This window comes from Sinorhizobium prairiense, from assembly GCF_029201645.2.
Taxonomy (GTDB): domain Bacteria; phylum Pseudomonadota; class Alphaproteobacteria; order Rhizobiales; family Rhizobiaceae; genus Sinorhizobium; species Sinorhizobium meliloti_A.
On record NZ_CP104131.1, the window covers coordinates 1,176,023 to 1,199,353 of the forward strand.

Here is a 23,331-nt window from a genome sequence, read left to right on the forward strand (position 1 = left end):
TCCGGGCTTTTCTTTTTTTGCGCCGCAATACTATATCAGGGGCGAAAGGCGACTCCGTTTGCGCTTTCCAGCCCGACGTCTCCCGGCCGACGGCCTATTCGACATTTCACTTCCTGCAGGAGTTCCCATGAGCGCTTTCGACTATGACCTCTTCGTGATCGGCGGCGGTTCGGGCGGCGTGAGAAGCGGACGGCTGGCTGCGGCGCTCGGCAAGAAGGTGGCGATTGCCGAGGAGTTCCGTTACGGCGGGACGTGCGTCATCCGCGGCTGTGTACCGAAGAAGCTTTATGTCTATGCCTCGCAGTTTGCGGAACATTTCGAAGATGCCGCCGGCTTCGGCTGGGTCGTCGGCGAGAGCCGTTTCGATTGGGCCAAGCTCGTTGCCGCGAAGGAACAGGAAATCGCCCGGCTGGAGGGTCTTTACCGTAAGGGCCTGGCGAATGCCGGCGCCGAGATCCTGGATACGCGCGCCGAACTCGCCGGTCCGAACACCGTGAAGCTGCTTGCTAGCGGCAAGACCGTCACCGCGGAGCGCATCGTTATCGCGGTCGGGGGACATCCGAGTCCGCATGACGCGCTGCCGGGCCATGAACTGTGCATCACCTCCAACGAAGCCTTCGATCTTCCGGCGCTGCCGGAATCGATCCTCATTGCCGGCGGCGGCTACATCGCCGTGGAATTCGCCAATATCTTCCACGGGCTGGGCGTGAAAACGACGCTGATCTACCGCGGGAAGGAAATTCTGTCCCGCTTCGATCAGGATATGCGGCGTGGTCTGCACGCAGCCATGGAGGAGAAGGGAATCCGCATCCTCTGCGAGGACATCATTCAGTCGGTGTCGGCGGATGCGGACGGGCGGCGGGTGGCCACGACGATGAAACATGGTGAGATCGTCGCCGACCAGGTGATGCTGGCGCTCGGTCGTGTGCCGAACACGACGGGTCTCGGGCTTGAGGCCGCCGGCGTCAGGACCAATGAGCTCGGTGCAATCATCGTCGACGCCTTTTCGCGCACGAGCACGCCGGGGATCTACGCACTCGGCGATGTGACCGATCGCGTGCAGCTGACCCCGGTGGCGATCCACGAGGCCATGTGCTTCATCGAGACGGAATACAAGAACAATCCGAGCTCGCCGGACCACGACCTGATCGCGACTGCCGTCTTCTCGCAACCCGAAATCGGCACGGTCGGGATCACGGAAGAGGAAGCGGCCCGGAAATTCCAAGAGATCGAGGTCTATCGCGCCGAGTTCCGGCCGATGAAAGCGACGCTCTCCGGCCGTAAGGAGAAGACGATCATGAAGCTCGTCGTCAATGCCTCTGACCGCAAGGTCGTCGGGGCGCATATTCTCGGCCATGATGCGGGCGAGATGGCGCAGTTGTTGGGGATTTCGCTGAAGGCCGGCTGCACGAAGGACGATTTCGACCGGACGATGGCGGTTCACCCGACGGCGGCGGAGGAGCTCGTCACGATGTATCAGCCGAGCTATCGCGTGAGGAACGGAGAGAGGGTCGGCTGAGCCTTGTCCGCCGGCGTCGTGGCAGTCCACGTTTTCTGGTAGGATGGCTTTCCAAGCCCCCTGTTAACGTTTATAAGCCCGCATCCGCGAAAGTAGTCCGCCCCGGGCGTTGTGGCAGATCGCAGGTATCGGCGGGGCTGCCGACGCGGACGCATGCAAATCCGGATGCCGGGCGGCGTGACGGCCGCAGGGCGCGACGCGGGCCGATCCGCGTCAGACAACAGGTGATGGAAATGGCACAGACTTGGACTCCGAACAGCTGGCGGCAAAAACCCATTCAGCAGGTGCCGGACTATCCGGACCTCGCAGCGCTCGATAGCGTGGAGGCGCGTCTTGCCAAGTATCCGCCGCTTGTCTTCGCCGGAGAGGCGCGCCGTCTCAAGAGCGCACTTGCCAATGTCGCCGAGGGCCGCGGCTTCCTGTTGCAAGGGGGCGACTGCGCCGAGAGCTTCGCCGAGCATGGCGCCGATACGATCCGCGATTTCTTCCGCGCCTTCCTGCAGATGGCCGTCGTCCTGACCTTCGGTGCGCAGCAGCCGGTCGTCAAGGTGGGCCGCATTGCCGGCCAGTTCGCCAAGCCGCGCTCGTCGGGCGTTGAAAAACAGGGCGATGTGACGCTGCCGAGCTACCGCGGCGACATCATCAACGGCATAGAGTTCACGGAGGAGGCACGCGTGCCCAATCCGGAACGGCAGGTCATGGCCTATCGCCAGTCCGCGGCCACGCTGAACCTGCTGCGCGCCTTCGCCATGGGCGGTTACGCCAATCTCGAGAACGTCCATCAGTGGATGCTCGGTTTCGTCAAGGACAGCCCTCAGGCAGAGCGTTACCGCAAGCTCGCCGACCGGATCTCCGAGACGATGGATTTCATGAAGGCGATCGGTATCACGGCTGAAAACCATCCGAGCCTGCGTGAAACGGATTTCTTCACCAGCCACGAAGCTCTGCTGCTCGGTTACGAGCAGGCGCTCACGCGCGTCGATTCGACCTCGGGCGACTGGTACGCGACGTCCGGCCACATGATCTGGATCGGCGATCGTACGCGCCAGCCCGATCATGCGCATATCGAATATTGCCGCGGCATCGAGAATCCGCTTGGCCTGAAGTGCGGCCCGTCGCTGACGGCGGACGGCCTTCTCGAATTGATCGACATCCTCAATCCCGCCAACGAGGCGGGACGTCTCACGCTGATCTGCCGCTTCGGCCACGACAAGGTCGCCGAGCATCTGCCGCGCCTCATCCGAGCCGTCGAGCGGGAGGGCAAGAAGGTGGTGTGGTCCTGCGATCCGATGCATGGCAACACGATCACGCTCAACAATTACAAGACCCGACCGTTCGAGCGGATTCTGTCCGAAGTCGAGAGCTTCTTCCAGATTCACCGCGCCGAAGGTTCGCATCCGGGCGGCATCCATATCGAGATGACCGGCAACGACGTCACGGAGTGCACCGGCGGCGCGCGTGCGCTTTCCGGCGACGACCTTGCCGATCGCTACCACACCCATTGCGATCCGCGCCTCAATGCCGACCAGGCACTTGAGCTGGCCTTCCTGCTCGCCGAGCGGATGAAGGGCGGCCGCGACGAGAAGAAGATGGTCGTCAACGGCTGATCGCTTCGATAAAGCCATCGGTTCAATATTTCTGAACCTGCGGCGCATTCTCTGAATTTGACTTTGGCCGGGCCAGCTTGAAAGCTTGCCCGGCTTTTTATGTGTTGAAGGGCACAGGTTCGAAGGGGGCAGACGATGGAAATAAACGAGGGCGGTTGCCTTTGCGGCGCTGTGCGTTTCAAGACGCGCGGAAAGCTTCGCGAACTGATCTTCTGCCATTGTTCTCAATGCCGAAAGCAAACCGGGCTCTACTACGCGGCCACGAATGTGCTCGACAGTGAAATGGAAGTGGAAGGCGTCGAGAACGTGACCTGGTACCGTTCCAGCGATGAGGCGCGACGCGGTTTCTGCCGGCATTGCGGATCGGCCCTGTTCTGGAAGGCGGATGGACTGGACTACACGTCCATTCTCGCCGGAACGTTTGACGGGGCGGTGGCGCTCGAGCCCGGCTATCACATCTTTTGCGCGGACAAGGGGAGCTATTACGACATCGGCGACGACCTGCCGCGCTTTCCAGGATCGCGGCCGTAGCGTCATAAGGCGTACAGCGAATGCTCGGCAGTCAAGCACCCCAATCGGAGGCTTGATCATAGGCGCTGGCCAAAGCCTCGATCTTGACCGCCTGCCAGGAGACATATTCCTCGATCAGCCTTGCGCTCAACCAGAACCGTCCGCGTCGTCCATCCTCGGATTTGCCAAGGAACCCGGCCGCGTCGGCGCTGGCGAATATCCGGCGGACATGGGTATTCGATATCAGGTAGTGCTCGGCGAGTTTCGCCAGGCTGACATCGACCCATACCTTGCCGTCCATCGGCACGAATTCGCAGACGCGCGTCATGAGATCGTCGAGGATCACGCCGCCCGATTCGGACCAGACAAAGATGGCGACACCCTTCGGCGGCGTCGTCCATCTGCCGTCGGAGAGGAGGCGCCGTGCCGCGAGCGGCTGGGCGCGTTCGAAAATCGACTTGTCCGCCTCGACGCGTGAGACTCTGGTTCCGCCGTCGAGGAGATCGATCGTGCTCATCTGACTCTTGAACCAGAGTCGCATCGCGGTCTCGCTGACCTCGGTCGGCTCGAGAGGGCGCGCTCTTTTGGTACGTCCGCCGGATGCCGGCTGAAGCAGCTTGTAAGCGACCAGTTCCGCCAGGAATGCGGCCGCCGTGTTGCGGCTGGCGCCTCCGGTATCCCGCATGAATTTGAGCAACCGCGCGGCAGTGATGCCTGATTCCGGGTTGTTGGCATCCCGTTCGAGATGCAGGGAATAGGCCGCTTGGGTCAGCATCCACTTCTGGTGTGACGCCACCAGCCGCGCAACGCGCGGGAAGAGGTCATTGACGGCGATCAGCGTTCGCGCGCCTGCCTGCAATATTTGCGGGAAATTTGGATTTTGCACCAAGTCGCTAACCGTCAAGCCGGTTGGTACCTGCTGCTCAGAGCTGCCCTTCTCCGCGACCCGCTGCATCTGCTGCGCGCGCCCCCACTCCTGCGCTGGGGGCACTGCAATGGTCCCTTCGCCCCGCATTTACCATTCACGCGTAATGAACAATGCGCAAGGCCTGCGATTTGTTTCACACGAAATTGAAATCGGCACGTGTGCGAGCGCTTTACTGAACAAGAACGGGCCGTTGGCATTTGACGCCGGTGAGGCGCACGTCGGCCTCGCCGATGCGCACGCCGACGAGGAGCAGTAGATTGTAGAGCAATTGATCGACGGGTGCGGTCACCGCGCCGAGTGTTTGCGCCAGGGCCTGCTGCAATAAAGTCGGACTTCCGATCGAGAGGAGACCGCCCACATTGATCTGGGCGTCGAGATTGCCGAGCAGGGTCTTGGTCGTGGAAGAGAGGATATCCCTCGTCGAAACGCTCTTGATCGTCCGCGAGGCAACCTCGGTGGGGCTGAATGCCAGGCGAGAGGGTTGCAGGTTCTTGGAACTCGACATGGGCGATGCCGTCGATCTTGATGAGACCGTCGAGGAGCCGCGCCCGGGTCACCCGGGCGTCGGACGAAAAGCTCGACAGGACGGTGGGATCGACATCGCCGAGGGCGATCTCCGCCACGCCGGGAACCGCATCTATGATCACCGCCGCATTCTCCGGCGTTCCGCCGTAGCAACGGATATCCGAGAGCTTTGCTTCCGCATGGGCGAGTTCGACATAGATCGGCAGCCGAATGCGGGTCCCGGCGAGAGCCGCGAGACCGTCGATGACGACTTCGACGGCGAGGCGCGTCTGTGCCGTTCTTACTGCCGCGCCCGGTGAACCAAGGCGATGGCTCGGCGTTTCCACGGGCGGTTCACCGATTGCGAGCCTGACCTTTACCGAGGCAATACCTGGCAGGCCCGCAACGGCGTCGAGCGCGATCTGATGTTCGCCGTTGGCAATCACCGCAGCGGCAGAGACGATTTGCAATGCACTGACTTTCATCGACCAGTCCGAGCCCGCATCTATGCTGAGGCTCTTTTTCGGATCGATGTTGAGGATCTGCGCCAGAGTGAATGTCTGCCTGTTCCCGGCTGTTGCGAGTTCGACGGACTTGAGCGCTGAAGTCACCGTTCCGGAAAGCCCCTGCACGAGCCGCAGCGATCCGAGCAGTTGCGGCATCGTCAGCTCCGTCGCCAGCACGTCTTCATAGGAAGCGGCCGTGAGACTGAGGCGGGTGGCGATGATCTTGAGGAATGGCTGGATATCGATGTCGGCGTCGATCAATGCCTCGTAATCCATGACCTTCAGCGCCACATTGGTGCCGAGCATCTGGCCGAGGATCGCGTTCAAGAGGCCACCATTGAGGCTGGCAAGGCGGGAGCCGACGGAGAAGGCAGCGATTTTCGAACTCGCCGCGGTGCCGATCACGCTCATATCGGGCGAGTCACTGAACAGCGCCGCAAGATAGATTTCGCCCTTCTTCTCAAGCGTAACCTGGACGGCGTCGGCGGGCAGGGCCCCCCTGATGAACCGTTGGCCGGCATCGATCGTCGGGTCGGGGACATAGCGCCCGCGCACGATCGTAGCCACCCCCTTTGCGGCGGTCTCGACATCGTTGGGCAGGAGCTTGCCGTCCACAGTCAGCAGCCCCGAGGGAGTCGAGACGGCGAAGCCGAGACCGTTGCTCCGGAAGTGGGCGAGCACGGCCTCTTCGGCTGAACTTACATTGGCGGCGGCCGCGATCGAGGCGAGGTCCGCAACAGACTGCAGCTCGCGCCGCTGAAGGGTGAGATAGCCGTAATCGATGCCGAGCCCCATCGACGCGACCACCAGCGGCATGACGAGGGCCGCCGAGACGCCGATATTGCCGGTGCGGGACTTCAGGCATCGCAGGAAGACGGATTTCGCTCCATGCATCTCAGATGCCTCCCACGCGTATCGTCGCGTAACGCTCGATCTGCTCACCCGGCAGGGCAAAGGTGAAGAGCTTCCAGATGGGGAGGTCGCTTGCGTCATAGGAGATGGTGACGGTGAACTGGTTGGTATTGTTGGCGTCATCGCGCACGGTGACGTTCATGCGGGAGGAGTCGATGAAGGTCTGGCTCATCGTCGTGCGCCGGATGTAATCGGTCGCAAGGCGCTCCCGCTCCTCTTCGGAAAGGCCCGCAATCGCCGTCCGTGCCGCATCCGCGGCTATCTGCTGGATCGAATGTGCGGCGCTCAGATAGATCCCGTAGGCTATCAGCGTCAGCACGCACATGAAGAAAAGCGGCGCAATGACTGCGAATTCAATGGCGGCAGCACCCTTCCGACTGCCGAGCAGGCGGTTGAAAACGGACATGCGGCACCTCCGAAGTATTCTGAGTATTTGTTTCCCATTGCCTCTGCAGCTTCAGGCTGCGCCACAATCGTTAATTATTCTATACGCCTGCAAGTATTTGTTTTTGCTTGTGGAAAATCGAAATTTAGGAAATATTTATTCGCGTTTTAATTGAATTCGGTGGGGTCTGCCACATTTTCCCGAGGGGGCACGGTTCGCCCGGAATCAAGAAGCGTTTCACTGCTTGTCGAAAGCAGTGAAACGCTTCGTGGAGCCGGGGGATTGGCCGTCCTAGCCGAGTCCGTTCACAAACCAGCGCTGTAAAGCTCGGCGTGGGACTTGAAGAAGCGCTCGGTGCTGTAGCGCTTGCCGAACATCATGTCGTGCTGCAGGAAGCGGTAGTCACGCAGCGATGCGGGGATCTTCGGCTGGCGCAGCCAGTCGGCGACCTCCTTGCCGTTCTTGCGGATCAGCATGTAACGGTCGAGGACACGGTAGTGGTCGTAGACCTTGCCGAGGAACCCCGTGTAGTAGGGATGCTCGTAGCCCGCCTGTTTCAGGATCTGGTAGGAAAGGAAGGCCGGGCTGATCGTGCCGATGTTCTTCTTCGGCCCCGTCTTGTTCGACCAGACGACGAGCGGCGTCTCATGCTCGGCCTTCATCTGATCCTTCGGTCCCTTGCGCTCGGCCGTAATGCCCTTCATGTAACCGGTGCTGGAATAGACGGTGTTCAGCGGTGGGAGGTGGTCGCCGAAGAGAACGATGATCGTCTCCCGGTCGCGCTCTTTCGCCCAGTCCATCAGCATCTTGAGGCTGTCGTCGGCTTCCTTCACGCCTTGCGCATAGGTGGCGAGCACCTGGCGGTCGGCCTCGGGAAGATCGCCCTCGACTTTGATCGTATTCTTCGCATAGCGGTTGGCCTCATAGGGACCATGGCCCTGCAGGGTCACCGCGAAAAGAAGAACGGATCCTCCACCTCGTCCGCCTGGCGGATGATTTCCTTCGTCAAAGACTCGTCCGACGCGAAGATGCCGCGCTTCTGCATGGCCGGCATGTTCTCTTCCGACCGGAACATGTCGAAACCGAAGGCCTTGTAGACGGCTGTGCGGTTCCAGAACCATCCCTGGAAAGGGTGAATGGCGCGCGAAACATAGCCTTCGCCGCGGAAGAAGGTGGCGAGCGAGGGAATCGGATTGCGGATATATTGCTGGTAGGGGATGCTGCCATAGGGCAGGAACGCGTTGGAAAAACCGGTCAGCGCTTCGAATTCGACATTGGCGGTCATGCCGCCGAATTCCGGAGAAAAGACGTTGCCGCCCTGCAGTTCACGGATCGTCGGCATGGGATCGGGCGTGAGCTTCACCTTGGGAAGCCGCGTAGGATCCCAAAAGACTCGCTCATCAGCACGATCACATCCGGTTTGCCGCGATGGGTCGTGCCGGCGGGAAGCGACTTTACCGGAATCCGGTCGATCGCGTCCGCCATATAGCCGGCCGGCGCGTTTACGTTGGCCATCGGGAGGTTGATGGCAAAAGCAAGCGCGAAGCCGTTGTGGCGGTAGTTCTCGGTCTGGTCCCACATGATGGGGATGACACGAAGCCGGTCACGGATCCACGAGAACTGGTTGTAGTCCATGATGTTCCAGAATGCGACCAGCAGCGGCAGGGCGAATGCGATCCGCATCAGCCGCTCCCGCCGTGTCAGCTTGGGAAAATTCCGCCAGGCGAACCGCAGCAGGAGCGCGCCAACGACGATGGCCGCGATCAAACCGGCGACGACGCCGACTGCGGTCCACGGCCTGTCCTTCACGAGTACCGGCATCAATTCCATGATCTGCCGGCCGAAAAGGAAATCGGTCGGATAGAGCGGATCGGACAGGAAGACCTGCTTCTGCTGACTGATGAATGCCGGCACAACGGCGAGCGGCGCGACGAGCAGCGCGGCCTTGTGCTCGCGGCCGAACAGGGCATCGACGCCGAGCATGGCGAGGAAGAACACGGCGACCGTGGTCCAGGCCGGGCGCATGGGATCGGTGAAATAGGCGACGGTTTCGGGCAAGGACCAGCGCACGATCAATTCGACGGTGAAGACGAGCGCCGTCGCAATGAGAAGCGTGAAGAGCGCACTGCGGGCGCCCGACAGGGTTCTCGTATATCTTGCGGAAGAGCCTTGCCCGTCGGCGTAGACTTGAGAGCTGCTCACGGCGGAATCGATACGGGCCAACGGGCGTCTCCAGTTTCACAAATATTTCACTCTACCGTCATACGACTGTCATCTTGAACAGGGGATGAATGGCGGAAACGGCGCGGCCGCTGCCAGGTTCCTGTGGCGGCTAAAGAATTTCTGCGCTGCGCTTAACGGTCCGAAAACACGAAGCTTTTCGGATTTTTTCAGCCGGATCTCGATTGAGTGCGGGTTTTTTTCTCCCGGATGCGGTAAGAACAGCGCGAACGACACATGCATTCGCTGACGAGAGACGACGGGCCCGCTCATGACTGCACAGAAAGCCGCTCCCTCAACGCTACGGATCGCCGTGGCACAGCTCAATCCCACGGTCGGAGACATTGCCGGCAACGTCGCGAAAGCACGCGAGGCGCGAACGGCGGCGGCGCGCGAAGGCGCCGATCTCCTGCTTCTGACCGAGCTCTTCATCTCCGGCTATCCGCCGGAAGACCTCGTCTTGAAGCCCGCTTTCCTGAAGGCCTGCGAGCAGGCGGTGGAGAAGCTTGCGGCGGAGACGGCAGATGGCGGGCCGGGCGTCGTCATCGGCTTTCCGCGGCAGGCCGCCGGCCTCCGGCACAATTCCGTTGCAGTTCTCGATGCTGGGACGATCATCGCCATCCGCGACAAGGTCGACTTGCCGAACTACGGCGAATTCGACGAAAAGCGCGTCTTCGACGCGGGTGAGATGCCGGGCCCGGTGAACTTTCGCGGCGTGCGGATCGGCATACCGGTGTGCGAGGACATATGGGGCGATCTCGGCGTCTGCGAGACCCTCGCGGAGAGTGGCGCCGAAATCCTCCTGTCGCCGAACGGTTCGCCCTACTACCGAGGCAAGGTCGACGTGCGCCATCAGGTGGTGCTGCGGCAGGTGATCGAGACCGGTCTGCCGATGATCTATGCCAACCAGCTCGGCGGCCAGGACGAGCTGGTTTTCGACGGCGCGAGTTTCGCCTTCAACGCGGACAAGTCGCTGGCATTCCAGATGAGTCAATTCGAAGAGGCGGTGGCCGTCTCCGAATGGAAAAGGGGCGCGGGCGGCTGGACCTCGACCAACGGGCTCAAGTCGCGCATACCGGAAGGCGAAGAGGCGGATTACCGCGCCTGCATGCTGGGCTTTCGCGATTACGTCAACAAGAACGGCTTCAGGAACGTCGTTCTCGGCCTGTCCGGCGGCATCGATTCGGCGATCTGCACGGCGCTTGCGGTGGATGCGTTGGGCGAGGAGCGGGTTCGCACGGTCATGCTGCCCTACCGCTACACCTCGCGCGAGTCGTTGCAGGATGCCGAGGCATGCGCCAAGGCGCTCGGCTGCCGCTACGACATCGTTGCGATCGAAGAGCCGGTCGAGGGCTTCCTCAGCGCGCTCTCCGACATGTTCGAGGGAACCGAGGCGGGCATTACCGAGGAAAACCTTCAGAGCCGTACGCGCGGGACGATCCTGATGGCGATATCCAACAAATTCGGCTCCATGGTGGTGACGACGGGCAACAAATCCGAAATGTCGGTCGGTTACGCCACGCTTTACGGCGACATGAACGGCGGCTTCAATCCGATCAAGGATCTCTACAAGATGCAGGTTTACGCGCTGGCACGCTGGCGAAACGGCACCGTTCCGCCAGGAGCGCTGGGCCCGTCTGGCGAAGTCATTCCGCAGAACATCATCGACAAGGCGCCGTCGGCCGAACTCCGCCCCGACCAGACGGATCAGGATTCGCTGCCGCCTTATCCGGTGCTCGACGACATTCTCGAATGCCTGGTCGAGAAGGAAATGAGCACGGAGGAGATCGTCGCGCGCGGGCATGAAGAGGCAACCGTTCACCGGATCGAGCACCTGCTCTACATCGCTGAATACAAGCGCCGCCAGTCGGCGCCGGGCGTGAAGATCACCAGGAAGAATTTCGGCCGCGACCGGCGTTATCCGATCACCAACCGCTTCCGCGACAGGGGGTAGCATGCGCAGTTCGGTGGAGGTCTTCGACATCGCGACCGGCGAGACGCGCGTCGTCTGGCAGACGGAGCGGCTGGTCGAGGCACCGAACTGGTCACCCGACGGAAAATTCCTCATCATCAACGGCGACGGCAGGCTTTATCGGCTTGGCTTCGACGGTTCCGAGCCCACGGAGATCGATACCGGCTTTGCCCGGCGCTGCAACAACGATCACGGGATTTCGCCCGACGGCAGCACGCTCGTGATCAGCGACAAGACGGAATTCGGCAGTTCGGCAATCTATCTCCTGCCGGCAGAAGGCGGCACGCCGCGGCTCGTCACACGCAACCTGCCGTCCTACTGGCACGGTTGGTCGCCCGACGGGCGCATGCTGGCCTATTGCGGAATCCGCGATCAGGTCTTCGACATCTACACGATCCCGGTCGAAGGCGGGGAGGAACGCCGCCTGACGCAGGGGCAGGGCCGCAATGACGGGCCGGACTGGTCTGCGGACGGGGAGTGGATCTATTTCAATTCAAGCCGTACCGGCCGCATGCAGATCTGGCGGGTGAGGCCGGACGGCGAGGATCTACAGCGTATCACCGACAGCCCTTACGGCGACTGGTTTCCGCATCCGTCGCCGGACGGTAGACACCTGCTCGTGCTCTCCTATGACGGCGATGTCTTCGATCACCCGCGCGATCTCGACGTGCGTCTCCGCCTGATGGATGCGGACGGCGGCAATGCGCGCGTACTGTTCGAACTCTTCGGCGGGCAGGGGACGGTGAACGTCCCGAACTGGTCGCCCTCGGGCACCGCCTTTGCCTTCGTACGTTATCAGCCGGAGGAATAGCCGGCGGGGTCAGACACGCGGCAGATTGTAAGGGGTGATTACTTCGACGGCGAAAAGATGCCGCTTTTCGGAGGCGCGCAGCGCGCCCCGGCGCTCCATAACCGCGTGGAAAGCCATGCGGACGTCCGTTTTCAGATCGTGGTGAAGAACGAACTGGACAAGGCCCTGACGCAGGAGGTCCAGATTGTCCTCGTCGAGGTCGTGAGCGACGAAAAGAAGGCAGCCGCGCTGCAACTGTCTGAAGGCGTCGAGCACGGCGGGATTGCCTCCGCCGATCGAATAAACAGCATTGATCTCCGGATGGCTGCCGATTGCCTTGAGGGCAAGTGCGCCTGTCTCCTCGTTCCTGCCGTGGCCCTCGCTGATCTCGATCACGCCGATATGCGGATATTTTTCCCGCAGCACGCGGCGAAAGCCGATCTCGCGTTCCTCTTCGCCGCGAAAGCGGCTGCTCGATATGGTGACCAGCACCGTCGCAGGACGGTCCGCGAAGCGCTCGCCGATCAGGTAGGCTGCGGTTTCCCCGGCGGCGCGGTTGTCAGCCCCCGCATAGGCCGTCCGCGATGAATGCGGCAGATCGGTAACGAGCGTGACGACCGCAACTCCCGCTTCTTCGAGCCGCGCTACGGCGCCGGCAATCTCCGGCACGTCGGGCGCCTTGAGGACTACTCCGTCGGTTCCGCGAAGCCGAATACGGTCGAGCAACTGGCTGATGTCCTGCGGCCGCATGGTCTCGGCGAAATGGAAGCGGGACCGGAAAACGGTAGGCATGAAGGTCGCGGCTTCGCTTTCGAATGCCTTGCGAACCGCTTCGGTAAAGCGTTCCGGTGCCTCCATCACCACGTCGACGGCAAATTTGCGTCCTTGTATCTCAAGGCCGGCCTGCTGCCTCTCGAGTTCACGAATGGCTGCATTGACGCGCATTACCGTTTGCTGGCGCACGCCCCTCCGGCCGTTGAGGACGCGATCGACGGTCGCCGTACTGAGTCCCGCCTGGAAGGCGATGTCCTTGACGAGAAACGGATGTGCCACCGATCCCTCCTGATGGCTTTTTGATGGATTCCTGCTCTATAACAGAAGCGGGCAAGCCGTATAGTCGGATTATCGTCGTCCTTGAGGAGGAGAACTGATGAAGACGGACAATCCCGCGAGAGCGCGTCTGGAACGCGTCTGGCTCAGTGAGGCGGCCTGCGATATCGAGGAATTTCGCGCCGCGGTCGAGCACCGTGGCGGCCTGGCGGACTATCCGCACGCGGCAGACTGCCAGAAGAACGTCCTGATCTATGACAGCGCCCGTCTTATCGGTGATTGCGGCACGCAGGACGGCAGGCGGTCGGTGCTTGCGGAGATCTGCGAAGTGCTCGCGACGGGGCCGGGCGTCGCGGTCTTCAAGCGTGCCTTCACCGATACGCATGTGGTCGACGAAGCGAGCCGCATCTTCGATGAGATCATCGAGGAGCAGCACCGCACCAACAGCGGCGGCGGCGATCATTTCGCCAAGCCCGGCGCCAACGACCGGATCTGGAATTCTCTGGAAAAGCACTGCCTGAAGAACCCTGAGAATTTCGCCGCCTACTACGCCAACGCCATCATCGCGCTTGTCAGTGAGGCATGGCTTGGTCCGAGCTACCAGATGACGGCGCAGGTCAATCGCGTCAATCCGGGCGGCGCGTCTCAATCGCCGCATCGCGACTACCATCTGGGCTTCCAGACCTCGGCCGTCATAGAGCAGTATCCGGCGCATGTGCACAGGCTCTCGCCGGTCCTGACGCTCCAGGGCGCGGTCGCTCATTGCGACATGCCGGTCGAAAGCGGGCCAACCTTGTTCCTGCCCTATAGCCAGACGTATCTGCCTGGATATCTCGCTTTGAGACGGCCGGAGTTCCGCGCCTATTTCGAAGAGAATCATGTGCAATTGCCGCTGGAGAAGGGCGATGTCGTGTTCTTCAACCCGGCACTTTTCCACGCCGCGGGCAGCAACCGGTCTGCGGGAATCAAGCGTGTGGCCAATCTTCTGCAGGTATCCTCCGCCTTCGGCAGGGCGATGGAAACGGTGGATCGCGAACACATGTGCGCCGTGCTCTTTCCGGCTCTGAAAGTCCTTGCGGCCGGCGGCAAGCTCACGCAGGACGAAATTGCCCATGCGGTTGCCGCGTGCGCCGAAGGCTATTCATTCCCGACCAATCTCGATCGTGATCCGCCGGTTGGCGGTCTGGCGCCCAGGACGCAGGCGCAGCTGATGCACGAAGCGCTTGCCGGTGAATGGAGTGCCGAGGCGTTTGCCGAGGCGCTGGCCGATCAGGCGGCGAGAAAGCTAAGCTAAACCACCTGGCTCAATGCACGGTCACGAAGCCATATTCACCAACATATCAAAGGGAGGAACAGGATGAGCACGGACCACGCCCGTTTGGACGGGAAGATCGCCATCGTGACCGGTGGCACGCAGGGGCTCGGTGCCGCGATTGCCGCACTCTTTGCCGAGCGTGGCGCCGCCGGCGTCGTCATTTGCGGGCGCAACGCGGCGAAGGGCGAGGCGAAAGCTGCCGAGATCGCCGCGGCGACCGGTTCGAAGGTCGTCTACGTACCGGCGGATCTCGAGCGGGTGGAGGATGCCCGTGCGGTCGTGGCGGCTTGCGACCGCGCCTTCGGCGGTGTCGATGCGCTGGTCAACGCCGCAGCGATCACCGACCGGGGCACGATCCTAGACACTAGCCCGGAACTCTTCGACCGGATGTTCGCGGTCAATGTGCGGGCGCCATTCTTCCTGATGCAAGAGGTGATAAAGGTTATGCGGCGGGAGAAGACGGAGGGCACGATCGTCAATATCGGCTCCATGTCGGCGAAGGCGGGCCAGCCCTTCATCACAGCCTATTGTGCGTCGAAGGGGGCGCTGGAGACGCTGACCAGGAACACCGCCTATGCCGTCCTGCGCAACCGGATACGGGTCAACGGCCTCAACATCGGCTGGATGGCCTCGGAAGGCGAAGACCGCATCCAGCGCGAATATCACGATGCGCCAGCGAACTGGCTGGAAAAGGCGGCGGCGAGCCAGCCCTTCGGCAGGCTCGTAGATCCGGCCGAGGTCGCGCGCGCCTGCGCCTATCTCTCATCGGCAGAATCCGGCCTCATGACGGGTTCCGTCATCTGTTTCGATCAGTCGATCTGGGGGGCCTATGACGCCTCGCCTCATCCGGAGGCACCGCTCTGAAGCTCTCCTCTTGCTCGCCTTGCGTTTCGAGGGGAGCTGTGGCCATATGCCGCCGTCAGGTGCCCGCGAAATGCGGGAGAATCGGGAAGCCGGTGCAGTTCCGGCACGTGCCCAACGCTGTGACGGGGACGTTCTCGCCAGGTTGGTCTGAATCTTTCAGACCTTTGCCACTGAATCTTCACGTGATTCGGGAAGGCGGCGCGAACGGATGATCCGAAGTCAGAAGACCGGCCTGGCGAGATAGACCGGCCCCGCGCGGACGGCGGGAGGTTTCCGCATTGTTGGGGATCGAACGATGCTGCCTGAACAGAACGGCTGCCTTGCGGCGGCCGGAGCTTTTTCGCCGGACGAGCGCGCCGCCGTCTATCGTGCCATAGAGACCCGCCGCGACGTGCGCGACGAATTCCTGCCCGAACCACTGCCTGAGGATCTGGTCGCGCGACTGCTCGCTGCGGCGCACCAGGCGCCGTCCGTCGGCTTCATGCAACCTTGGAACTTCGTGCTCGTTCGTCGGGACGAGACGCGGGAGAAAGTCTGGCAGGCATTCCGGTGCGCCAATGACGAGGCCGCAGAAATGTTTTCCGGCGAAAGGCAGGCGAAGTATCGCTCGCTGAAGCTCGAAGGCATTCGCAAGGCGCCGCTCAGCATTTGCGTGACCTGCGACCGGACGCGCGGCGGAGCGGTCGTCCTGGGCCGCACCCATAATCCGCAGATGGATCTGTACTCGACCGTTTGCGCCGTCCAGAATCTCTGGCTTGCCGCGCGCGCCGAAGGGGTGGGCGTCGGCTGGGTCAGCATTTTCCATGAGAGGGAGATCAAGGCGATTCTCGGGATTCCGGAGCATATCGAAATCGTCGCCTGGCTTTGCCTGGGTTTCGTCGACAAGCTGTATCAAGAGCCGGAACTCGCCGCGAAGGGCTGGCGGCAGCGCTTGCCGCTCGAAGATCTCGTTTTCGAGGAAGGCTGGGGTGTCCGTTAGATCACGATGTTAGGGTCGATCTCAGGCCTGTTGATATTCTGGATACCCGACGCGGCTTGTTCGATACCCTCATTCCTGTGCTTGTCACAGGAATCCAGCCAGACCAAGTCCCTGGGCTGAAAGAACTCTTCCCGCGCCGCAGACGCGGCGCTGCTGGACCCTGTGACAAGCACAGGGATGAGGGTCGAGAGGGTGCGACCCCTCGGCGCGTTTCATAAACCGTGAAGATAGCGAGGCGGCGCGGAAGCTCCCGCCCGTATACAGCGTCCCGCTTCGCTTCGATGTAGTAGCCGCACATCCCCGGTCCCTCATTCCTGTGCTCGTCACAGGAATCCAGCCAGACCAAGTCCTTGGGCTGCAAGAACGCTTCCCGCGCCGCAGACGCGGCGCTGCTGGATCCCTGTGACAAGCACAGAGATGAGGGTCGAGAGGGTGCGACCCCTCGGCGCGTTTCATAAACCGTGAAGATAGCGAGCGCGGAAGCTCCCGCCCGTATACAGTGTCCCGCTTCGCTTCGATGTAGTAGCCGCACATCCCCGGTCCCTCATTCCTGTGCTTGTCACAGGAATCCAGCCAGACCAAGTCCTTGGGCTGAAAGAACGCTTCCCGCGCCGCAGACGCGGCGCTCACCTCATCCCTGTGACGAGCACAAGGGATGAGGTGAGGAGAGATTGCAGTCCTCCGAAAAGTTTCCCACAGCGCCGCGCGTCTTATCAGACGCGCAAAGATCGCTGCTTAACGGGCTCTAGATCAAGAATATGCGTGATTCCAGCAGAATGCTCGCAACGGCGCCTGTCAATTGTCCTGCAGCGGCTGGTATCGCGGCCCAAGCGGATGCTTGAGGTCGATCGCGCTCTCTTCCTGCGGAAGGAAAGTCGGACCGACGATGCGGACCTTGTTTTTGGTCGGGTCGTAGGGCCGCTCTTCTATCGGCTTGGGCGGCGCCTTTCTCTCGCTGCCGATGGTAATGACCGATGGGCTGACGGCGGTGAGCTTTCCGGCAGAGCCTGTCTTTTGCCTGTTGGCATCCGTTGCGGAATCCGGAATTCCGCAGCCACAGATGCCCGGTGAGCCGACACCGCGCGCCCGGTAGGCAAAGGCCGTTGGGAGGTCGGTGTAGGGTCGGCCGGTCGTTGCCGAAACCATCCGGTCCGCTTCTTCCGTTGCGAGCACATGGTAGTAGAGCTCCGTCTCCGCACCCGGGCAGCGCGCGCGGCAGAGATCGGCGTCGCGACCGAAGTCCGCCGGCGTGGCATGCGAGGAGATGGGAAAGAAGGCGCCATCGCATGTTCGCACGCACATGGTTCTGAGGCTGCCGGCGAAATCGGGCTCCATGAGCGGAAGCTCTGCCCCGGGGGCGTCGAGTAGTAGCGGATAGGCATCGCTGTCCGGCGGCAGGTCCCTCAGGATGTTCCGGTGAACCTCCGTTTCCCGGGCGGCGGCGTTCGCAAACTCGCCTCCGGCGCTTCCGGTATCCCAGGCCTCGCGCACCCCTGAGCAGCCGTTGAGTTCCATTGCGGCGAGGATGCGCCGCCGAACGTCGTCGTCGCCACCGCCGATCAGATGCCTGCGCTGCGCCTTGAGTTGCCGCAGATTTTCCTCCATCCGCGCGATCGTGCCGTCGAGTTCGGCGCAAGCCGCCTCGTCATCGCCGCCGATAATGACGACGCTGTCGCTGCTGCATTCCATTCGGCGGCGATCGTTCTTGGCGCGTCGCAACTCGATGTTCTGGCGGGAGACCGCACCTGTGAAATCGCGCAGGCTGGCATTCGTCGTGAAACCTGTGGGAAGGCCGGCGAGGCGGGCGCTCAGCCGTTCGCAAACGCCGGATGCCGCAGCCGGACCGGTTGTCGCCAACGCGAGCGGTACGAGAACCGCCGCGATGCGCCGGATCTTGGATGCCACCTTCGGGGACGCGGACACGTGCTTCTTCCTGCCTTGCAGCGGACCATTGCCGATGTGTCCGCCTTACCGCCTCATCATAGGACCTTGTCGAGATGGTGCAACGGGAAGAGGGCATCTGCGTTAATTTGCGATGCCCTTGAATGGAAAGCAGTGGGCCGTGCGCCTGCACGGCCCGGAATATCGGGTCAGGCGGCGCGTGCCGTTTCGAGCGACATCGGGCGATCGAGGACGGTACCCTCGATGGAGGCCACCGCCTTCATCGTTTCGAGCAGGTTCCTGCTTACCTCCCAGGCAATGGCGACCGCATGGACGGAGCCGATCCTGTGCGGGTCGGCTATGCGCTCCCCGGGCAACCCATGCGGCGGAACATTCGCTCCAGGAAAACGTCGGTGACCGTGACGATATGGCTGATGCCCGAGGCAAGGCTCATTTCGCCCACACCGCACATCAGTTCGGCCGCGGCGATGGTGACCTGGTTCGATGCGCGATCCTGGGAAATTTCGGGATCGATGCAGAAGCGGCTCGATTCCCACACCGACGCGCTGCGGATTTCCGGATTGTCCCCGAGCAGGATCGGGAACGTATCGTCCAGCATATTCGGACCGAGCGTCGGAAGGAGCCTGAGAGAGCCACGAATCTTGCCAGTGTCGGGCGAGTACGACATGACATAGAGCGGATTGGCCTTGTCGTAGTGGTCGATTTCCCAGTCCCCTTCGGTCTTGACGTCCCACTTCAAGAAGTCGTGGAATACGCGCTTACGCAGCCGGAACATCTCGTCGATGGCCTGGGGATGCTGGCTGCGACCGTTTCCGTTCACTATCCTGATCATTTTTCGCTCCATGCGTGATTACGCGATGTAGCGATGCTGTCAGGCTCGGATGACATATGTAACTGTCTATAGTGACAGTTTATTTTCTTGTTTTTTCCCAATAGATTTGTGGGGGAAACTGCGAGTGGCCGGTCCTGTCCCGGGCCGGCAACCCGTCAGATGGTGGGGATAAGAGCGTGTCGAACAGCGTGCGCTACGGCTTGCGTGTTGGACACTACATTGAGTTTGCGGCGGGCATTGGTCATGAAGAAACGCACGGTTCGCTCGGATATCCCGAGAATAGTTGCAATCTCCCAGTAGCTCTTGCCGGCCGCCGACCAGGTGAGCACTTCGGTTTCCCGCCCGGTCAGGCGGAGATCGCGCTCGTCGAGCGCCCCGGCCATGGCCGAATGTTCGAGCATGGAGGCGTGGAACAGGTTGGCAGCGAGCTGGAAATCGCGCAGATGGCAACGGCGATAGGCGGACCACTCGACCGGCGACATATTGGCACCGATTGCGAGGAGCGCCATGCGGCCTGCAGGCGAGGGGAGCGGCAAGGCGACGCCTTCGGTGGAAAGCCCGATCTCCTCGGCCGCCTCGAAGAGGGGCTCGCATTCCGGAAAGCGGCGCCGCGCTGTCGCCCATTCCACGGGCCTGACACCGCCTAGCGCAAGCTTGAGGATCGGGTCGATTCTGTAAAGCTCCCTGGCGGCGTAGATTTCAGCGGCGTAGGCGCCGAAAGTGTGATGCAGGCGGCAGATTCTCAGACCATCCGGAAGCGACTCCGCCTCCAGATACAGAAGATGCGAGATGTTGAAGGTTCGACGCATCAGGGCGAAGAAGCGCTCGGGGTCGGCGCAACCTCCATATTCCACGATATCCAGCAAATTGAGGACAGCTTGTTGATTAGTCATGCCGTAACACCGAAACTTGCCCCTATAATAAACATGGTTTACGGCGGCCGGTTTTGTCTAGTGCAATATTTCATAAACGGTGCAGTAATCCGGTCTATACAATCATAAGTTGAGTTTTGAGCCTAATATCGCTAGCGCGGCCGCGTCGGTTCCCCTGGAAGCAGCGTTTTTTTGCCCTCCATCGCCAATGAGGAGGCGCGCCATCCCTCAGACGGGATGGCTCGATTCGACGACGGCCAGCGCCGCCATATTGACGACGCCGCGCGAGGTAACGGACGGCGACAGGATATGCGCCGGCAGCGCCGAGCCCAGAAGGATCGGGCCGACATGCAGGCTGTCCGTCATGGTTTTGACCACGCCGAGCGTGATGTTGGCGGCATCGAGATTGGGGAAGACGAGCAGATTCGCTTCGCCGTTCAGCGTGCTGTCCGGCATCACGCGTTGGCGCAGGACCTCGGAGATGGCGGAATCGCCATGCATTTCTCCGTCCACCTCCAGATCGGGGGCTAGCTCGCGCACGAGCTGCAGTGCGGTGCGCATCTTGAAAGCGCTCTCGGAATCGCGCGAGCCGAAGTTCGAATGGGAGACGAGGGCGGCACGTGGCGTGATGCCGAAGCGGCGGATTTCGTTTGCAGCCATTACCGTCGTCTGAGCGATCTCCTCCGCGCTCGGGCTGAAGCTCACATAGGTATCGGTAAAGAAAGTCGCGCCGCGTTGTGAGATCAGGAGGCTGAGCGCCGAGAAGTCGAGTACGCCCGGACGCTTGCCGATGATCTGCGATACATCGCGCAAATGCTTGCTGTAGCGTCCCTCAACCCCGCAGATCAGCGCGTCTGCCTCGCCGCGCTTGACGGCGAGCGCACCGATGACCGTCGTATTCGTGCGCACGATCGTGCGGGCCGCCTCGGGAATGACGCCGAGCCGCCCGACGAGGGCGAAATAATCATCGACATAGTCGCGATAGCGCGGGTCGCCTTCGGGATTGACGACCTCGAAATCGACGTCGGGCCGGATTCTGAGGCCGTAGCGCCGCAGTCGGGTCTCGATGATTTGCGGGCGGCCGATCAGGATCGGCTTGGCTGTGCCTTCCTCCAGCAGAACCTGGGCGGCCCGCAGCACCCGCTCATCTTCGCCCTCGGCGAAGATGACGCGGTTCTTCGTCGCATTCTTCGCTGCAGCAAAGACCGGTTTCATGATGAAGCCGGAGCGGAAGACGAAACGGTTGAGCTTGTCGAGATAGGCGTCGAAGTCCTGGATCGGACGCGTGGCGACGCCGCTTTCGGCTGCAGCCTTTGCCACGGCCGGCGCAATCCGCAGGATCAGCCGCTGATCGAAAGGCGAAGGGATCAGGTAATCGGGGCCGAAGACGGGCGTTTCGCCGGAATAGGCGCGCGCGGCGACATCCGACGGCTCCTCGCGGGCAAGGCCTGCTATCGCGCGCACCGCCGCCATCTTCATCTCTTCGTTGATGGTGCGTGCGCCGCAATCGAGCGCGCCACGGAAGATATGCGGGAAACACAGGACATTGTTGACCTGGTTCGGAAAATCCGAGCGTCCGGTGCAGATCATGGCATCGGGGCGCGCGGCGCGGGCCACTTCGGGCATGATCTCCGGCGTAGGATTGGCCAGCGCCATGATCAGTGGCTTTTCGGCCATCCGGGCCAACAGTTCAGGCTTGAGAACGCCGGCGGCCGAAAGCCCCAGAAACACGTCGGCTCCGCCGATGCTGTCGGCGAGCACACGATTGTCGCTCTCCTGCGCATAGACGGCTTTCCACTCGTCCATCAGGGCCTCGCGCCCTTTGTAGACGAGACCTTCGATGTCGTGCACCCAGATGTTTTCGCGCTTGGCGCCCAGCGTGACGAGGAGGTTGAGGCAGGCAAGCGCCGCCGCCCCGGCACCTGAGGCCACGATCTTGGCCTCGGCAATGTCCTTGCCGGCAAGTTCCAGGCCGTTCAGGACGGCGGCAGCGACGATGATCGCGGTCCCGTGCTGGTCGTCGTGGAAGACCGGTATTTCCATTTTCTCGCGCAGACGCCGCTCCACCTCGAAACATTCGGGAGCTTTGATGTCCTCGAGATTGATGCCGCCGAAGGTCGGCTCCAGCGCCGAGATGACGTCGACCATCCGATCGACCGTCGGTGCGTCGATCTCGATGTCGAAGACGTCGATCCCCGCGAACTTCTTGAAGAGAACGGCCTTCCCTTCCATCACGGGTTTGGAGGCGAGGGGACCGATATTGCCAAGGCCGAGAACGGCTGTGCCGTTGGATACCACGGCGACGAGATTGGCGCGGGCGGTGAAATCGGCGGCGGTCTCGGGATTGTCCTTGATCGCGAGGCAAGGTGCGGCGACCCCCGGCGAATAGGCGAGCGCCAGGTCGCGCTGATTCCCGAGTGGCTTGGTCGGCTGAATCTCGAGCTTGCCGGGGCGAGGATAGCGATGGAAGAAGAGTGCCTGCTGATCGATGTCTCCGCTGGCGGGAACGGCCTGGGATTTCGCTTTATCGCCCGTGTTCATGCCTTTGCATTCCTTGAATTCTTGCGTGGGACCCGAGAGCGCGGTTCAGGAAATCGCGTTCACGTCCGGTGCTGATCGATGTCGTGCCTTTTGGCATGAATCGCCCGGCAGGTACAGTTTCGACGCGGTTCTTTCCAGCCATGGTTACGCGGCGCTTGCTGCGTGCTCCGTGTCCCATGTCATCTTCCTGAAACACGAGTTTGATTTTGACGGTCGTGAAACGGCTAAAAACCAGGATGAGGCTGGCATGGCGGCGGCATCGGCATACCAACAGAATTCCGTTCTGAAACTGCGGACGCTTTTCATTTCCGATGTTCATCTGGGCTCGAAAGCGGCCAAGACGGACTTTCTTCTGGATTTCCTGCGGCACCATGAGGCGGAGACGATCATCCTGGTCGGCGATATCGTGGACGGCTGGCGTCTCAAACGCAGCTGGTATTGGCCGCAATCGTGCAACGACGTGGTCCAGAAGCTTCTGCGCAAGGCACGAAAAGGCACGCGCATCATCTACATCCCCGGTAATCACGACGAGTTCCTCCGGGAGTTTCCGGGCGTTCATTTCGGCGGTATCGAAGTGGCGCAGCGCTATCTTCACAAGGGCGCGGACGGGCGGACCTATCTCGTGCTGCACGGCGACGAGTTCGACGTGGTCGTGCGCAACGCACGCGTTCTCGCCTATCTCGGCGACTGGGCCTACGACATGGCAATCGCCATCAATATTGGCCTTGCGGCCATACGTCGTCGTCTCGACATGCCTTACTGGTCGTTTTCCTCCTGGGCCAAGCTGCAGGTCAAACACGCGGTGAACTTCATTGGCGAGTTCCAGAAAGTCGTGACCGAGGAAGCCCGTCGTCACGACGCGCAAGGGGTGATCTGCGGCCACATCCATCATGCGGTCATCGAAGACATCGACGGCATCAGGTACATCAACACGGGCGATTGGGTGGAGAGCTGCACGGCAATCGCCGAGCATCACGACGGCACGATGGAGCTCATCACCTGGCACCAGATGCGCGGCGACAGCGCCGCTGGGCAGCGAGCCGGCGAGGCCGAGACAATGCCCGTCAGGCGGCTTGCACCGCAGGCCGCCTGAGTGATTTGCGGGGCAAGGAAAAGCCGCGGA

The 23,331-nt window shown here is 61.8% G+C and carries 15 protein-coding genes, 3 pseudogenes and 1 riboswitch; of the genes and pseudogenes, 9 read left to right on the top strand and 9 right to left on the bottom strand.

Going from position 1 to position 23,331, the window contains the following annotated elements; all coding sequences use genetic code 11:
- The first annotated feature begins 127 nt into the window (after window positions 1-127).
- The 3 genes from gor to N0Q91_RS08280 all read left to right on the top strand — a co-directional run bounded on the left by gor (window position 128) and on the right by N0Q91_RS08280 (window position 3,657).
- Window positions 128-1,519 (top strand): glutathione-disulfide reductase, encoded by a 1,392-nt coding sequence (gor, locus tag N0Q91_RS08270; RefSeq protein ID WP_275597822.1) that lies wholly within the window; start codon window positions 128-130, stop codon window positions 1,517-1,519.
- Window positions 1,520-1,752: 233 nt separating this feature from the next.
- Window positions 1,753-3,126 carry a class II 3-deoxy-7-phosphoheptulonate synthase gene (locus N0Q91_RS08275; RefSeq protein WP_275597823.1) on the top strand — a complete coding sequence of 458 codons (1,374 nt, stop codon included), beginning with the start codon at window positions 1,753-1,755 and terminating at the stop codon, window positions 3,124-3,126.
- Window positions 3,127-3,261: 135 nt separating this feature from the next.
- Entirely contained in the window at window positions 3,262-3,657 is a 396-nt protein-coding gene (locus tag N0Q91_RS08280) for a GFA family protein (RefSeq protein WP_275597824.1), read from the top strand.
- A gap of 31 nt (window positions 3,658-3,688) precedes the next feature.
- Here the strand turns inward: N0Q91_RS08280 and N0Q91_RS08285 are convergent, their stop codons facing one another.
- The 4 genes and pseudogenes from N0Q91_RS08285 to N0Q91_RS08300 form a co-directional block, all read right to left on the bottom strand.
- The gene (locus N0Q91_RS08285) at window positions 3,689-4,627 is read right to left on the bottom strand and encodes a hypothetical protein (protein WP_198516788.1); all 939 of its coding nucleotides are present in this window, start codon (window positions 4,625-4,627) and stop codon (window positions 3,689-3,691) included.
- A 106-nt stretch (window positions 4,628-4,733) separates the two neighbouring features.
- Window positions 4,734-6,468 (bottom strand): annotated as a pseudogene (locus tag N0Q91_RS08290) (TadG family pilus assembly protein).
- A gap of 1 nt (window position 6,469) precedes the next feature.
- A complete protein-coding gene (locus N0Q91_RS08295) occupies window positions 6,470-6,892 on the bottom strand; it encodes a TadE family protein (protein WP_100673095.1) in 423 nt (140 codons plus the stop codon).
- Window positions 6,893-7,176: 284 nt separating this feature from the next.
- Window positions 7,177-9,094: pseudogene (locus N0Q91_RS08300) on the bottom strand (LTA synthase family protein).
- Between the two features lie 268 nt (window positions 9,095-9,362).
- Here N0Q91_RS08300 and N0Q91_RS08305 point away from each other — a divergent pair.
- Window positions 9,363-11,045: an NAD+ synthase gene (locus N0Q91_RS08305; protein WP_100673097.1), complete on the top strand. Its 1,683-nt coding sequence runs from the start codon at window positions 9,363-9,365 to the stop codon at window positions 11,043-11,045.
- A 1-nt stretch (window position 11,046) separates the two neighbouring features.
- Window positions 11,047-11,874, top strand: a complete 828-nt coding sequence (locus tag N0Q91_RS08310; RefSeq protein ID WP_275597826.1) for a TolB family protein — start codon at window positions 11,047-11,049, stop codon at window positions 11,872-11,874.
- A 9-nt stretch (window positions 11,875-11,883) separates the two neighbouring features.
- Here N0Q91_RS08310 and N0Q91_RS08315 read toward each other — a convergent pair whose 3' ends face one another.
- Window positions 11,884-12,906 carry a LacI family DNA-binding transcriptional regulator gene (locus tag N0Q91_RS08315; protein WP_275597827.1) on the bottom strand — a complete coding sequence of 341 codons (1,023 nt, stop codon included), beginning with the start codon at window positions 12,904-12,906 and terminating at the stop codon, window positions 11,884-11,886.
- Window positions 12,907-13,003: 97 nt separating this feature from the next.
- Between N0Q91_RS08315 and N0Q91_RS08320 the strand changes: the two genes are divergently transcribed.
- The 3 genes from N0Q91_RS08320 to bluB all read left to right on the top strand — a co-directional run bounded on the left by N0Q91_RS08320 (window position 13,004) and on the right by bluB (window position 16,061).
- Window positions 13,004-14,197 carry a phytanoyl-CoA dioxygenase family protein gene (locus N0Q91_RS08320; RefSeq protein WP_275597828.1) on the top strand — a complete coding sequence of 398 codons (1,194 nt, stop codon included), beginning with the start codon at window positions 13,004-13,006 and terminating at the stop codon, window positions 14,195-14,197.
- 63 nt (window positions 14,198-14,260) lie between these two features.
- The gene (locus N0Q91_RS08325; RefSeq protein ID WP_275597829.1) at window positions 14,261-15,082 is read left to right on the top strand and encodes an SDR family oxidoreductase; all 822 of its coding nucleotides are present in this window, start codon (window positions 14,261-14,263) and stop codon (window positions 15,080-15,082) included.
- A gap of 40 nt (window positions 15,083-15,122) precedes the next feature.
- Window positions 15,123-15,332: riboswitch (cobalamin riboswitch) on the top strand.
- 45 nt (window positions 15,333-15,377) lie between these two features.
- On the top strand, window positions 15,378-16,061 hold the full coding sequence (gene bluB, locus N0Q91_RS08330; RefSeq protein ID WP_275597830.1) for a 5,6-dimethylbenzimidazole synthase: 684 nt from the start codon (window positions 15,378-15,380) through the stop codon (window positions 16,059-16,061).
- A gap of 795 nt (window positions 16,062-16,856) precedes the next feature.
- On the opposite strand, the gene N0Q91_RS08335 is transcribed toward bluB, so the two are convergent.
- The 4 genes and pseudogenes from N0Q91_RS08335 to N0Q91_RS08350 all read right to left on the bottom strand — a co-directional run bounded on the left by N0Q91_RS08335 (window position 16,857) and on the right by N0Q91_RS08350 (window position 22,208).
- Window positions 16,857-17,984 (bottom strand): DUF2865 domain-containing protein, encoded by a 1,128-nt coding sequence (locus N0Q91_RS08335; RefSeq protein ID WP_100673104.1) that lies wholly within the window; start codon window positions 17,982-17,984, stop codon window positions 16,857-16,859.
- 167 nt (window positions 17,985-18,151) lie between these two features.
- A pseudogene (locus N0Q91_RS08340) lies at window positions 18,152-18,795 on the bottom strand (acyl-homoserine-lactone synthase).
- A gap of 155 nt (window positions 18,796-18,950) precedes the next feature.
- Entirely contained in the window at window positions 18,951-19,688 is a 738-nt protein-coding gene (locus tag N0Q91_RS08345) for a helix-turn-helix transcriptional regulator (protein WP_018095134.1), read from the bottom strand.
- Window positions 19,689-19,895: 207 nt separating this feature from the next.
- Window positions 19,896-22,208 (bottom strand): NADP-dependent malic enzyme, encoded by a 2,313-nt coding sequence (locus N0Q91_RS08350; protein WP_100673238.1) that lies wholly within the window; start codon window positions 22,206-22,208, stop codon window positions 19,896-19,898.
- 247 nt (window positions 22,209-22,455) lie between these two features.
- Here N0Q91_RS08350 and N0Q91_RS08355 point away from each other — a divergent pair, with 247 nt between their 5' ends.
- Window positions 22,456-23,301, top strand: coding sequence for a UDP-2,3-diacylglucosamine diphosphatase (locus N0Q91_RS08355; protein ID WP_275597831.1), 846 nt, complete (start codon window positions 22,456-22,458; stop codon window positions 23,299-23,301).
- The last annotated feature ends 30 nt before the right edge of the window (window positions 23,302-23,331 follow it).

Coding starts and splice junctions, on each gene's coding strand:
- gor (WP_275597822.1), top strand. CDS start 128: ATGAGCGCTTTCGACTATGACCTCTTCGTGATCGGCGGCGGTTCGGGC.
- N0Q91_RS08275 (WP_275597823.1), top strand. CDS start 1,753: ATGGCACAGACTTGGACTCCGAACAGCTGGCGGCAAAAACCCATTCAG.
- N0Q91_RS08280 (WP_275597824.1), top strand. CDS start 3,262: ATGGAAATAAACGAGGGCGGTTGCCTTTGCGGCGCTGTGCGTTTCAAG.
- N0Q91_RS08295 (WP_100673095.1), bottom strand. CDS start 6,892: ATGTCCGTTTTCAACCGCCTGCTCGGCAGTCGGAAGGGTGCTGCCGCC.
- N0Q91_RS08305 (WP_100673097.1), top strand. CDS start 9,363: ATGACTGCACAGAAAGCCGCTCCCTCAACGCTACGGATCGCCGTGGCA.
- N0Q91_RS08310 (WP_275597826.1), top strand. CDS start 11,047: ATGCGCAGTTCGGTGGAGGTCTTCGACATCGCGACCGGCGAGACGCGC.
- N0Q91_RS08320 (WP_275597828.1), top strand. CDS start 13,004: ATGAAGACGGACAATCCCGCGAGAGCGCGTCTGGAACGCGTCTGGCTC.
- N0Q91_RS08325 (WP_275597829.1), top strand. CDS start 14,261: ATGAGCACGGACCACGCCCGTTTGGACGGGAAGATCGCCATCGTGACC.
- bluB (WP_275597830.1), top strand. CDS start 15,378: ATGCTGCCTGAACAGAACGGCTGCCTTGCGGCGGCCGGAGCTTTTTCG.
- N0Q91_RS08345 (WP_018095134.1), bottom strand. CDS start 19,688: ATGACTAATCAACAAGCTGTCCTCAATTTGCTGGATATCGTGGAATAT.
- N0Q91_RS08350 (WP_100673238.1), bottom strand. CDS start 22,208: ATGAACACGGGCGATAAAGCGAAATCCCAGGCCGTTCCCGCCAGCGGA.
- N0Q91_RS08355 (WP_275597831.1), top strand. CDS start 22,456: ATGGCGGCGGCATCGGCATACCAACAGAATTCCGTTCTGAAACTGCGG.